The following is a 12,406-nucleotide window of genomic DNA, read 5'->3' as shown; positions in this document are numbered from 1 at the left end:
GCCGGACTTGCCGCCAGTCCGACGCAGGACTTCCGCGTCGGCAGAGTACGACTGTTCAAGCTGCGTTGCCGGGATACCTGCCTGCGCTGCCTTCGAATTCGGCTATCCATCGTCGCAGCGTTTCGACTTCCGTCCGCAGCCTGGGATTCTCAATCGTCGATGCCGCGAGTTCTTCCCGCAGCCGGGCAATTTCGTCCTTCAGCGAAGCCGGTTCCTCCGGAATCCTGCCGCCGGCGCGTCCTGGTTCGGGATCACTTTGTTGTGGCACGGATTCTTCCGTCACTGCTGCCTACACACCCCGCCCATTTCACGCCACTCCATATTTCACGCTGCAATAGACACCTGCCTACGTGTCGCCGATCGCGCGGAAGAGGTGGCATTGGCGGCAGTTCACGCGTTCGGTGTGACTGCATTTGATTTCCGGACGAGCGGACGGACCGGAATGGCACGCGGCACAATTCTCCCGCATCAGTTCGGAATGCGGAATCACAGGAGGAGCACCCGGATAGGCTCGTTCGCCTTTTTCCACGCGCTGCTGAATTCCGACGAAGGTATTCGAATCGAATTCCCCGTCGGAGGTCTTAAACACGTGGCACTGGCGACAGTTCTGCGTTCGGCCGGCAACTGACGTCAGCGTATGCGGATTGGCGGGCGCGAATCCCAGATTGGGAACAGCCATGCCGACGGTAGTGTGGCATGTGGAACATTTGGCTCCCAGCGGTTCGTGGGGAATCACGGGCGGAGCGCCGTCGTAGGCCCGGCGATCGGAACGAACTTCGGTGGCCGTCAGTTTGGGGATCGCGGCCGTTCCGGAATCGTCACCGCAGCCGGACAGCAGCAGGACGATCACCACCATTCCTGTGGCGCTCAGTGCGCGGCTCATGTCACACCCTTTCAATCCGCACGGCACACTTTTTGAAGTCCGGTTCCTTGCTGATGTTGTCCATTGCGTCCAGGGTCAGTTGGTTGACCAGCCGCGATTCGTCAAAGAACGGCACAAAAACGCTGCCGCGCGGCGGCTTGCCTCGTCCGTCGACCAGTGCCTTCATCTGTACCTGCCCGCGGCGGCTTTTCACGCTAACCGTGTCGCCGTTTTGAATTCCCATCACCAGCGCGTCCGCTCGGTTGAGTTCCACATAGGCCTGAGGAATCGCCTGGTGCAGCGATTTGACTCGCCGCGTCATGGAACCGGTGTGCCAGTGTTCCAGAACGCGGCCGGTACACAGCCAGAACGGATATTCGTCGTCCGGCACTTCCGCCGGCGGCTGATAGGGACGCAGCCAGACGGCCGCCTTTTCGCCGAATCCTTTGGCTTTGTAGAAGTGGACTCCCCTGGCTTTTTTGACATACGGGTCATGTCCGGCGGCGTAGCGGTACAGAGTCTCCCGGCCGTCCACAACGGGCCAGCGCTGACCGCGAGTCTTCAGAAGCTGATCGTAGTCCGCCAGGTCCTTGCCTGTTCCCAGCGTAAACCGACGATATTCCTCGTACATCTTTTCATGCCAGTCGTCGTCGTCGGCATAGGGAAACAAATGCCCCATATCCATCCGTTTGGCGACCTGCATATACTGCCACGCGTCTTCTTTGGCTTCGCCGGGCGGATCGACCATTTTTCGCCAGTGCTGCGTGCGGCGTTCAGTATTGCCAAACATCCCCTCACGCTCGACCCAGCCGGCCGACGGCAATATCAGGTCGGCGACTTCTGTTGTCGGTGTGGGATAGATATCGCTGACGATGATGAACCTTCCATCGCCCGGTTTGCGTTCGAAGCGATGCAGATTGGGCAGTGTGACCCAGGGATTCGTTGTCTGAATCCACATGACTTTCACGTCGCCGCGCTGCAGGGCTCGAAACATGTCGACGGTGTGCAGTCCCGGCTTTTCGTTGATCGTGCCGGCTTCCAGTCCCCAGAGTTCCTCCGTGATGCGGCGATGTTCGGGATTGTTGACCACCATGTCTGAAGGCAGCCGGTTTGACAATGTGCCGACTTCGCGAGCCGTTCCGCAGGCCGATGGCTGGCCGGTCAGACTCAGCGGATTGCTGCCTGGCCGACTGATCTTGCCCGTGATCAGATGCAGGTCGTTGATCAGGTTGTTCATCCACGTCCCGCGCACATGCTGATTGACGCCCATGCACCACAGGCTGACCGTGCCGCGATTCGGGTTTCCGTAGACGGCTGCCAGAGAACGAATCTGTCCGGGAGACACACCTGTGATTTCACTAACATGTTCGGGAGTATATTCCGCGACGAATTCGCGAAGTTCATCAAGGCTGCTTTCCTTTGCTTCGTCTTTGAATGTATACGCGTTCGCCTGATCGCCGTAGCAGCCGTAGCCGATCTGCTCCGCGTCTTCGATTCCGCGCCGAAAGACGACGTTTTCGCGGATGAAAGCGTGGTCAATCCGGTCCTCCTTCAGCAGCAGGTGCAGGATGCCGTTCGCGAGAGCGAGGTCCGTGCCGGGTCGGAACTGAATGAACGTGTCCGCGAAGTCGCTGGTGGGAGTCCATCGTGTTCCCATATCAATGATGCGGACACTCGGATTGCGGCGCTTGTTTTCCAGAATGCGGCTGAACAACACGGGATGCGTTTCCGCCATGTTGTTGCCCCACATGATGAAATCGTCGGCGATGTCAAAATCGTCGTAGCAGCCCATCGGTTCGTCACTCTGGAACTGCGTCATGAAACCCATGACGGCGCTGGCCATGCACAGCCGCGCATTGGGATCAATGTTGTTGCTGCGCATGCCGCCCTTGATCCATTTGTTGGCCGCGTAGCCGTCGAAGATGGTCCATTGTCCGGAACCGTAAATGGCCACGGATTCCGGACCGGAATCCTGCAGCGCTTCCTGGTACTTTGACGCGATCAGGTCCAGAGCTTCATCCCAGCTGATCTGAGTCAGTGTACCGTTCTTATCGCGGCGCTGGGGATGCAGCAGGCGGTCTTCGCCATACAGCATCTGCGGCAGGTTGTAGCCCTTGGCACACAGCAGACCGTTGTTGACGGGGCTGTTTTCGTCGCCGCGCACGGCCACAATGCGGTTTTCCCGGACAGCGACTTCCACGCCGCAGCCGGTTCCGCAATAGCGGCAGGGAGCCTTGTCCCAGATCACGTTCAGCAGCGAGTCCTGACCTTCACCGCCGGCGAAGGCCGTTTCGCGGCCACATCCGACCAAAGCCGCCGCGCCCGTTGTTGTCGCGGCAAGGAAGTCTCGACGTTGCATCAGAATTCTCCTGAATGTCCGTGGTCCGGCGCCGTCCGCGTGGTCTTCGCGAAGTCGCCTGAGGACCGGCTTGCTACTGAGTCTCCGGCGACTGCGTTGCCGCCGCGTCTTCCTGTGGCGGATCCGCCGCGGCTGCGTCGGCGGAATCAGTGGCGGCCGCAGCGTCGGGTGAACTGGCTGCGCTGGCTGAGTCCGCTGCGTTTGCAGTGGGCGCGGAATCGCCCGCGTCCTGAACGCTGCCGTCAGCGACCGGAGCCGGCGCCGGTGATGCCGTTGCCTTTGTTTTCAGGAACCACGCGTGTTCCGGCCGAGCCAGCAGTTCATCAATCACGGCGGTGACAGCATCGGCCTGCGCGGTCTTACCTTCGGCCCGGGCATGTTCCGCAATTTCCTGAGCCTGCGGGATCATTTCCATATAGAACCGTTCGGCGACTTCGTACATGCCGTGCCAGTGAGCATAGTCGGGAGCCATCATCGACGCTCCGTGGCGAGCACGACGCCCTTCGTGGTGCCACAGATAGAACCACGTCCATTCAATTTCTTCGTCGAAGTCCTGTTTTGTGATCAGTTCCTGTTCCCGCAGCACGGCCATCAGCTTCGTGCCGGGCTTAGCGAACTTCTCGTTGTAGTTGACCACAAAATCATCGTACTGCTGATAGAAGGCGTTGACATAGTTTGGCGTGTGGCAGTGCAGGCAGACGTCTTTCATTTTCTGACGCTTGTCCTGCCACGAGCTGACGATCAGCTTCTGTCGTTCGACCGGATCGGCTTCCTTGATCACGTTGCCGTCGATGTCTGTGTCCATGGTCAGACTGACGGGAGGACGGTTTGTCCACGAAATCCGCTGTCCCGGATCGTGAGTCACGACGCCTCCGTTGCGGGAATGGCCGGACATATGACACGTGGCACACGTCGGAGCCTGCGTATAGTCTTCGCCCAGCACCCAGTTGTGAGCGTCCAGGTTCATGTGATCCTTCAGGTCGCGGAAGGCGACGCCGTGCTTGGATTCCTCATAGATTTCCTTTTGAGGATGGTCGGGGCCGAGATGGCACTTACCGCAGTTTTCCGGCTGCCGTGCCCGTCGCGGAGAAAAGTCGTGCCGCGAATGGCAGGCGGAACAGGAACCGCGGGACCCGTCCAGATTCAGACGGCCGATGCCCGTGTTTGGCCAACTGCTTTCACTCAGCACGGGGCGGCCGTTGTCATCCTTCCGAACTCGCGCGAGTGCTTCGATGTTTGTGGGAACGCCGTCCTTGTCCGGCTGCAGGTCATCCACAGTGATTAGTCCGCCGTCGGTGGCTTCCAGAGCCACTTTGCTGCCGTGGCACTGCTTGCAGCCGACGTTGACACTGGCCATACCGTTGACCATATCGACGTTCATGCCGGGAGTCGGCGAATGCGGATTAAACGGTTCCCGAGCGCCCTCCACGGTTTCCGCCAGAAAGTTGTCCAGCGACGCAAGGATGTTTCCCGCCTTGGCGTGATGGCTTGCCAGAAACTCTTCCGTTTCCGTCTTGTGACAGCGACCGCAGTCCTTTGGCGTCACGATTGTGGCAATGGTTGCCCCATAGTGATCGAACGCATCGATGTCGCCGTGAGCGGCCTGGTGGCATTCCACGCAGCCCACGCCCTTGATCGCATGCGTGCTGCCGCGCCAGTGGTCAATGATGCCCGGAGAGGATTTGGCATGGCAGTCCACACAGGATTTGGAGTTTGCCGGCACGGCAATGTGCCGCGCGATGCTGCCGGATTCTTCCCGCCGGCGCAGGACTTCCATCGCCTGCACAAAAATCAGTGATGCCAGGAATGCGAGTCCCAGAAATCCAATGATGAACTGTTTTGTTCTGACGGTCATGACACGCTTCTTGCTGTTGTTATTGGAGTTTGTCCCGGCCGGATTTCCTGAACCGGATTCCGGGGACCGGACCACGGACCTGTGGCCGCCGAAAACGGTCTAATGCGCTACGGATGCTTCCCAGACGGTCAACCCGATCAGCAGAAACGTGGCCACGATGCCGACGTAAACGCTGATGTCCTCAATGCCGGTCAGTCGTCTCAGTGCTCGATCAATCCACGGCCAAAGAAACATGGCCGCGACGATAAATCCGGTGCTCAGCACGGCAAAAGTCAGTGAGAACAGCTTCAGCCAGCGGAACGACACATAAAAAAACCACTCCGGCTTGATCAATTCGGGCGTCGTCTGCGGATCCGCCTTCGGTCCCATCGTCGCGGGGAAGATCGTGGCCAGAGCACTGAGCAGGATCATCAGCACCAGCCCGATCGTGATTTCTGAAAGCAGATGGTCCGGAAAGAAATTGAAGTGAGCGGGCTTGTCCTTCGGTTCATCTTCGAACTTCAGTTCCGTGACGCCGTGCAGCCGAATGAAGGCAATATGAACGCCCACCAGCAGGATGATGGTCGTCGGCAGCACCGCGGCGTGAAGAATGTAGAACCGCGAAAGCGTGCGGGGGTTGTAGGAATCACCGGCCAGCAGCATCTCCTTTGCAAACCGTCCCACGACGGGAACGGCGTCGCTGATATTGGCCGCGACGGTGGCTCCCCAGTAGCTGAGCTGTTCAAACACCAGGCTGTATCCCGTGAACCCCGTCAGCAGAGTACACATCAGCAGGCACATGCCGATGACCCAGTTCAGTTCGCGAGGCCGGCGGTAGGCCGACGTGAAGTAGACTCGCATCTGATGCAGAATCACGGCTGCGATCATCAGAGTCGCGCCCCACTTGTGAAGGCTGCGAAGATACCAGCCGAACGATGCTTCATTGGTGATGTAGCGGACCGATTCGTACGCGGTTGAGGCCGCCGGCTGATAATAGAACGCCAGCAGAATTCCCGTGGCAACCTGCACGACAAACAGGTACGCCGGAGTTCCGCCCAGGCAGAACCACCAGCGCTTCAGGTGATTCGGAACGGGTTCGTTGGTCAGTTCCCGCAATTGGTCGCCGGTGATCGGCACACGTTCTGCCAGCCATTGCTTCACGGTGCTCATGCGGTCTCCTCACCCGTAACCTGAATGGCTTCCGTGGGCACTTCAATCATCAGCAGCCCATTTTCCACCGACAGGGGGTAACGGGTCAGCGACTGACCGGCGGTTGCCGGAGGACCTTCGGTGGCCACGCCCGCCGCGTCGAAGGCACCATTGTGGCAGGGACAGAAGAACCGATTGTTGACGGCTTCCCAGTGCACCTTGCATCCCAGATGCGGACACACGCTGGACAGCGCGATGAATGCCTCGGCTTCGTCACCTTCGGTCTGGCGGGCCACGACCACCTTCGCTCCGCCGGGCAGTTCAAAAGACAGCGACTGCCCGATCGCGAGGTCGGCAATGCGACAGACATACTGCCACATTCCCGCACCGACGGTGGTGGGGTACAGAAACCGAATCGCATGTGCGCCCAGCATCCCGTAACCGGCGACCAATCCTCCGGCCATCGTGGCGGCTGCCGCCTGGTCCAGAAAGCCGCGCCGGTCAGTGACTGCCTCATTCGCCCCGGTGGACTCCGTTGCCACTGGCGTTTCGTCGCTCATCGATGAATGACTCCCCTCGTTACCGTGTCAGCATTTGCACAACTTGTTCCATTCACCTGCGATTGCCCGTCGCCAGGGAAGTTTCGGCCGCTCGAAACCAACATGTGCGATTGCGGAAATGTGTACTGCTCCGGACCGCACATGTGTGACCTTCCGCGCACTGAGTGAAGTTCGACGGCTGGACTGCACGGATCACGCGGGCTGCCGAATGGAAAACGTTGCCAGCGCCACGATGACGGCTCCGGACACCAGCAGTACGATCAGCAGGCCGACTCCGTAGATCGTCCGAATGCCGTCGTCGGGCATTTCCGTTCGTCCCAGCACTCGCCGCACAACCACGCTGCACACCCATGTCCAGTGCAGCATGACGTGCAGCAGCACACCAATTCCCAGCAGCGACAGCAGGGCGAACTGAACGCTGCACCACTGGCCATAGTTCATGTTCCAAAGTCGCCAGCCGCGAGCCGCGACGCCGGGAGGAAAGACGAACTGCACAATTGTCGCGACGATTCCCAGCGCCGCCAGGACGACCAGCAGCGTCGTATCCAGCCAGAAATTCAGCAGAGTCCGTGACATGCGGCCGGTTGACGCGGCAGTCTTTGTCGACGGGGGCTGCTCGCGCATGTCATCGGGCAGCGATATCTTGCTTTCCCGGCGTATTGTGTCGAGACCTGCTGGGTTCGGCATGGTGAAGAATCAACGGGTTCGGTTTCTTGAAAGAGTGTCGTGGCCAGCGCGCTTCCATGTGTGGCACTGGCCGTGCCAGTGCGTCTGCGACACGGAATCCACTTCCACAGCCGGTGCCAAACAACTCATCAATTCCGTGCTCACAAAGCACGCGGGGTGATTAACGATTGGCTGTTCGAAAGTCAGACTGGACAGCGGCGCGGGACGGCGGACATACCGGAGTGCGACGTTTCTTCGCCGTTCCTGCGAAGTTCACACGCCCGGACCGTTCGGCGGAGCTTCGGTGCTTCGTTATTCGTTAAAAAAATCCTCTACCATGGGGCTGAAATCGGCACAACGGCAGTTACCCTCCCACCGCCAGGCGCGGTCAGACGGCTGGCCATTGCGATTCGGAAATCTCATTCACTTCCCACTTCAGAATACATTGATTCCGGCCGTCAGGGAGCCGCATCGGTTCCATCGCCGGAAGCGATGGCCTCGTGAGGCACCTCGCCAGCGGCGGCTCGGGCTTCGCAGAACGGACAGGCTTTTTCCGGCTGCCTGGCCGCCGCTGTCGACGCGAACACGATGCCGCGACCGACGGTCAGCAGGCCCGTGGCCAGCACACAAGCCGCCGCCAGCCGCGTGAGTCGGCGTCGCGTTGCCAGCGATGCGACGGACAATCCGGTTCCGGTCAGCAGCATCACGGGAATCGTGCCCGCTCCGAACGCCAGCATCACCAGACTTCCATGCAGCAGGCTGCCGGTGCTGGCCGCCAGAGCCAGGAACGAATACACGAGTCCGCACGGAAGAAAGCCGGTCAGGACTCCCGCCACCAGAACAGCCGACGCCGACCCACCCTGCAGAAACTGCGAGAACAGCTTCGCCGTCAGGCACGGCGACGCGGACCGACGCACGCGCCACCGCAGCCATCCGGCCGCATGCAGTCCCTGGACAATCAGCAGCAGGCCGGCGATGACGGCAAACGCGGCCTGCAGGGGAACCGCGTTCTCCTGAGTCGCCGAAAACCGCACACCGGCGAATGCCGCGGTCAGGCCAAGAAAGACGTATGTGAATACTCGGCCGCCGCTCCACAGAAGCTGTCGAGCCAGAGCGCCGCGAATGCCCGTCGTGCCGGCATTCATCATCGCGGAAATCGCGCCGCACATGCCGATACAGTGTGCGGAACCGAGGACTCCGCTGACAAACACCAGCGGCAATTCAATTCCGGCGGGCGTCATCTGGTGCCTCCCGCGCTTTCAACAAGGCTGAACCGAGCTGACGTTTTGCACGAACTTCGCAGGACATCCTGAACGTGATTCGACGCGACCGGTATAGCGTTCCGCGACTCCGCCGCACCCCCAGCGCCGGTTTCTTCGGTGCCGGAATTGGACGGTGTCTGAGTGTCATCGTTTGCCATGTCGCCGTTTTGCATCAGTCTCAGGCTGTTGGAAATCACCAGCAGGCTGCTGCCAATCATCAGCGCGGCGGCGATGGCCGGGTTCAGCTTTCCGGACGCCGCCAGCACGACTCCCACGCTGTTGTACGCAAACGCCCAGAACAGGTTTTGGCGAATAACAGAGCGAGTCCGGCGGGCCAGATCAATGGCCCAGGGAACTCGCGTCAGGTCGTTGGTCAGCAGGCAGATGTGAGCCGAATCGCGCGACACGTCGGCTCCGCAACCCATGGCGATCCCGGCATCGCTGGCGGCCAGAGCGGGTGCGTCGTTGATTCCGTCACCGACCATCACGGTCGTGCCCTGCGTCCTGCGAATGTCTTCCACCGCCGCGACCTTATCTTCGGGCCGCAGGTTGCAGCGAATTTCCGTCTGCGAATTTTCTTCCGAGTTCGATTGCATTTGTCGACTGAACAGTGCTTCTCGCAGGCGATGTGCTTTTGCTTCTCGATCTCCGGTCAGTACATGCACGGGCAATCCCAGACCGGATAGCCGCTCAATCGCGGCGGGAGCTTCGGTTCGAATTGTCTCAGCCAACAGAACCGCGGCAGCGGGCACTCCGTTGGTCGATACCATGACAACGGAAGCCGCCTGCTGGTCCGCTGCCAGCCGCAGTCGATCCATCTGCATTCGCAGTCCCAGCGGAAGTTTGTTGCGGCACTGAGCACAGAATCGATCGGCATCGGTTGAAGACGGAATGGGAATCACAGCGGGAGCGCCGGCCGGGACGTGAAATTCGCAGCAGGCGAATTCCATGCTGCCGAGTCGCGACAGCCGTCCGTCGGACGCGATGCCTTCGACACCGCCGCTTGGAACGGTCCGAGTTTCGTATCGTGTGGACGACACCCGCCGCGCGACCTGCGGCCAGCGGAGTTCCAGGTACCGGGAGACAGCTCGCGAAAACGGATGAGCGGACGCCTGAGCCAGCTCGTGGCCGACTTCCGCAACGGACAGTGCCGCCGCGTCGCCAAGCAGCGTCATCTGCATGACTCTCGGTTCGCCGGTTGTCAGCGTGCCGGTCTTGTCGAAGCAAACGGTTTTCGCCGCGGCGAGCCGCTCAATGGCCTCGCCGCTTCGAAACAACACCTGATTGCGTACCGCGGTGCTGAGCGCCGTCCACACCGCCAGGGGAGTCGCCAGTCCCAGTGCGCACGGACACGCGATCAGCAACACGGCAAGACTGACCTGAATCGCTGTCCCGATTCCGCTGGAAAAATGCATGACGAATGCCGTCGCGGCGACGAGCGTCACAATGGGAAAGAACCACGACGCCACTCGATCCGTCAGCCGCTGATAGTGCCCGCGAGTCTGTCGGGCCTGTTGCAGAACAGCCAGCAGCCGTCCAAACGCTCCCGCCCGCAGCGCGGCGGTGACCCGCACGACGACATCGCCGTCCAGGTTCACAGTCCCCGCAAGAACCTCATCGCCGATCGCCTTCGCCACCGGAGTGCTCTCACCCGTGAAGACATGTTCGTCGACGGAGGCCGATCCCTTTACGACGACAGCGTCGGTGGCAAATCGCTCGCCCGCCCGCACACGCAGCCGGTCGCCCACTTCGATCACGGCGGAATCAATCTGTTCCTCAGTCTGTCCGTCAGCGTTGTCCGCCAGGCGGAACACATGAGCCGGCAGCAGTCCGGCCAGACTGTCCAGCGCTTCGGTGGCCTTCTGTTTGCCGACCGCTTCGAACCAGCGGCCCAGAGTCACCATCACCAGGACCATGGCACCGACTTCGAAGTACGTTGTCCCGGAGTCGCGAACGACGTTGGCCGCGGAAACCAGGTAGGCGGCGACGACTCCCGTGGCAATCAGCAGGTCGGTCGAAAAAATGCGGTGCTTCCAGCCTTCAACGGCACTCTGCAGCAGTGGCATCCCCAGCAGCAGCAGCACCGGCAGGCCAAGGACCAGACCGAGCCAGCGAAAGACTTCGAACAGTTTCTGCTGGAACGGGTCCGGCTGAACGTCGTAGACATCCAGAGACCACCTGACCATCGTAAACGCCATCAGGTTCATCGTGAAAAAGATGGCCAGACCAAGCCGCACCATCGTCCAGCGAACAGCACCGGCTGTCCCGCGTTCGCGCACAATTGTGTGAGCAACGCGACAGCCGTAGCAGCAGTAGGCATCCTGAGAAGCCGTGCTCGGCGGATGAGCCTCTGTTCCGGCGACGGTTACCGTGCCGCCGGTCGGCAGCCCGCAGTACACGCAGTATTCCGGCTGCGTCATCGCCCCCGACAACTCCAATTTCTGATTTTCGCTGTCGGGGTTCACGGGCATCATGGCGGAAGCAGCAACTCCACCTGCATCGCGGGGAAGAAGTACCGGATGATGTAGACCACCGCACCGATCCAGAAGCCGACCCAGATCAGTCGCACGTACCACGGAATCACGTTTCCGCGGTAATGATGAAACGTATGTTCTTCACGAGGCGACGGCTGTTCCACATTCGATGGCAGATTTGTATCAGACATTGGTTGGCGTTTCCTGCTGATCCAGTTCTTCTTCGTTTTTCAGCATCCAGTGTTTTGGCGATTCCAGATCTTTGAACATTCCGTTGACGGCGGCCCACAGCAGCAGGCAGAAGAAGCCCATGCTGGCCAGCAGGTAATTGACGACCGGTGTGATGGCAAAACCGCCATCCACCTCGCCCTCGGACAGAGTCACCAGTTCGGCAAACTTCATCACGAACCCCAGCATGCTGGGAATCAGAATCAGCACGGCAAACACGATCGTAATGGTCCACGCCCAACTGCGATCACCGGGTGACGAGTCGGTCCATGTGTCCCGCGTTTCCGGGGTTGATTGAGTCGTCAGGCTGCTCATTCGTTGTCCTCCGTCTGTTCGTCGTCGTTCGCAACCATCGACGGCTGGTAGGCTTCGTAATACGGATAACTTTCCTGCCACGACCCCAGCCATTGAATGTAAGTGATAATGGCCAGGCCTCTGGCATTGGGCTTGTCGGCAGAACCGTCAAAGAACCACGGGTACTCCGGCATCGGTGATCCTTCCGACAGGTCCAGTGGCCGGAAAAAGTGGACAGCGTGCCAGTCGTTGCTGCGCCGGCCTCCTTCACGGCACAGGTCCGGCCCGACTCGCCGGGTTCCGAACAGGACCGGTCGCTGCAGTTCATTCTGGTACTCCCACGAATGTGAAACCGGGCCCCAGCGTTCCTCTTCGTTTGATACCGGGCGAATGAACTGGCTGTGGCAGTGCCAGCACCCTTCACCGACGTACAACTGATGACCGTACTCCAGAGCTTCGGCGCATTTTTCGTTCCACCAGTCCTGATCGGCTTCTTCACCGCCGGGCGGTTCGCCATAGACGGCATTGAACGAGTCCGGGTACCTTCGGGCCAGGTCTTCAAACTGATATCGCAGATTGCTGTTAATCAGTTCGGCGACCTTTTGTTCCGGCAATTCGTCATACATCAGGGCGGGGACCATCGCATTGGACACAAACGCCAGCACGAAGAAGCCCAGTCCTCCGATGAACAGGATGCCCGATTTGCTTTCAAACATTT

The 12,406-nt window shown here is 60.2% G+C and carries 12 protein-coding genes; all 12 read right to left on the bottom strand.

Features of this window, described 5'->3' with window-relative positions:
* Positions 1 to 55: 55 nt before the first annotated feature.
* The gene (locus tag R3C19_10690) at positions 56 to 268 is read right to left on the bottom strand and encodes a hypothetical protein (protein MEZ6060821.1); all 213 of its coding nucleotides are present in this window, start codon (positions 266 to 268) and stop codon (positions 56 to 58) included.
* A 78-nt stretch (positions 269 to 346) separates the two neighbouring features.
* The gene (locus R3C19_10685; GenBank protein MEZ6060820.1) at positions 347 to 883 is read right to left on the bottom strand and encodes a hypothetical protein; all 537 of its coding nucleotides are present in this window, start codon (positions 881 to 883) and stop codon (positions 347 to 349) included.
* Between the two features lies 1 nt (position 884).
* A complete protein-coding gene (locus R3C19_10680) occupies positions 885 to 3,221 on the bottom strand; it encodes a molybdopterin-dependent oxidoreductase (protein ID MEZ6060819.1) in 2,337 nt (778 codons plus the stop codon).
* A gap of 73 nt (positions 3,222 to 3,294) precedes the next feature.
* Positions 3,295 to 5,076: a multiheme c-type cytochrome gene (locus R3C19_10675; protein ID MEZ6060818.1), complete on the bottom strand. Its 1,782-nt coding sequence runs from the start codon at positions 5,074 to 5,076 to the stop codon at positions 3,295 to 3,297.
* 99 nt (positions 5,077 to 5,175) lie between these two features.
* Positions 5,176 to 6,225, bottom strand: coding sequence for a cytochrome bc complex cytochrome b subunit (locus R3C19_10670; GenBank protein ID MEZ6060817.1), 1,050 nt, complete (start codon positions 6,223 to 6,225; stop codon positions 5,176 to 5,178).
* Positions 6,222 to 6,764, bottom strand: a complete 543-nt coding sequence (locus tag R3C19_10665; protein MEZ6060816.1) for a Rieske (2Fe-2S) protein — start codon at positions 6,762 to 6,764, stop codon at positions 6,222 to 6,224. The genes R3C19_10670 and R3C19_10665 overlap by 4 nt, the downstream gene beginning before the upstream one ends.
* Before the next feature lie 192 nt (positions 6,765 to 6,956).
* Positions 6,957 to 7,451 (bottom strand): DUF4405 domain-containing protein, encoded by a 495-nt coding sequence (locus tag R3C19_10660; protein ID MEZ6060815.1) that lies wholly within the window; start codon positions 7,449 to 7,451, stop codon positions 6,957 to 6,959.
* Positions 7,452 to 7,888: 437 nt separating this feature from the next.
* Entirely contained in the window at positions 7,889 to 8,671 is a 783-nt protein-coding gene (locus R3C19_10655; GenBank protein MEZ6060814.1) for a sulfite exporter TauE/SafE family protein, read from the bottom strand.
* Positions 8,668 to 11,112 carry a cation-translocating P-type ATPase gene (locus R3C19_10650; protein ID MEZ6060813.1) on the bottom strand — a complete coding sequence of 815 codons (2,445 nt, stop codon included), beginning with the start codon at positions 11,110 to 11,112 and terminating at the stop codon, positions 8,668 to 8,670. Before R3C19_10650 ends, R3C19_10655 begins: the two co-directional genes overlap by 4 nt.
* Before the next feature lie 50 nt (positions 11,113 to 11,162).
* Entirely contained in the window at positions 11,163 to 11,357 is a 195-nt protein-coding gene (locus R3C19_10645) for a hypothetical protein (protein MEZ6060812.1), read from the bottom strand.
* A complete protein-coding gene (locus tag R3C19_10640; GenBank protein MEZ6060811.1) occupies positions 11,350 to 11,709 on the bottom strand; it encodes a hypothetical protein in 360 nt (119 codons plus the stop codon). The genes R3C19_10645 and R3C19_10640 overlap by 8 nt, the downstream gene beginning before the upstream one ends.
* A complete protein-coding gene (locus R3C19_10635) occupies positions 11,706 to 12,404 on the bottom strand; it encodes a cbb3-type cytochrome c oxidase subunit II (GenBank protein MEZ6060810.1) in 699 nt (232 codons plus the stop codon). The genes R3C19_10640 and R3C19_10635 overlap by 4 nt, the downstream gene beginning before the upstream one ends.
* Positions 12,405 to 12,406: the final 2 nt, after the last annotated feature.

The sequence above is a fragment of the Planctomycetaceae bacterium genome, assembly GCA_041398785.1.
In the GTDB taxonomy this organism is placed as follows: domain Bacteria; phylum Planctomycetota; class Planctomycetia; order Planctomycetales; family Planctomycetaceae; genus JAWKUA01.
This window is presented reverse-complemented; position numbering and strand designations above follow the sequence as displayed.

Bases quoted from the DNA above. Each gene is read 5' to 3' on its own strand.
- R3C19_10685 (MEZ6060820.1), bottom strand. From the start codon at position 883: ATGAGCCGCGCACTGAGCGCCACAGGAATGGTGGTGATCGTCCTGCTG.
- R3C19_10680 (MEZ6060819.1), bottom strand. From the start codon at position 3,221: ATGCAACGTCGAGACTTCCTTGCCGCGACAACAACGGGCGCGGCGGCT.
- R3C19_10675 (MEZ6060818.1), bottom strand. From the start codon at position 5,076: ATGACCGTCAGAACAAAACAGTTCATCATTGGATTTCTGGGACTCGCA.
- R3C19_10670 (MEZ6060817.1), bottom strand. From the start codon at position 6,225: ATGAGCACCGTGAAGCAATGGCTGGCAGAACGTGTGCCGATCACCGGC.
- R3C19_10665 (MEZ6060816.1), bottom strand. From the start codon at position 6,764: ATGAGCGACGAAACGCCAGTGGCAACGGAGTCCACCGGGGCGAATGAG.
- R3C19_10660 (MEZ6060815.1), bottom strand. From the start codon at position 7,451: ATGCCGAACCCAGCAGGTCTCGACACAATACGCCGGGAAAGCAAGATA.
- R3C19_10655 (MEZ6060814.1), bottom strand. From the start codon at position 8,671: ATGACGCCCGCCGGAATTGAATTGCCGCTGGTGTTTGTCAGCGGAGTC.
- R3C19_10650 (MEZ6060813.1), bottom strand. From the start codon at position 11,112: ATGACGCAGCCGGAATACTGCGTGTACTGCGGGCTGCCGACCGGCGGC.
- R3C19_10645 (MEZ6060812.1), bottom strand. From the start codon at position 11,357: ATGTCTGATACAAATCTGCCATCGAATGTGGAACAGCCGTCGCCTCGT.
- R3C19_10640 (MEZ6060811.1), bottom strand. From the start codon at position 11,709: ATGAGCAGCCTGACGACTCAATCAACCCCGGAAACGCGGGACACATGG.
- R3C19_10635 (MEZ6060810.1), bottom strand. From the start codon at position 12,404: ATGTTTGAAAGCAAATCGGGCATCCTGTTCATCGGAGGACTGGGCTTC.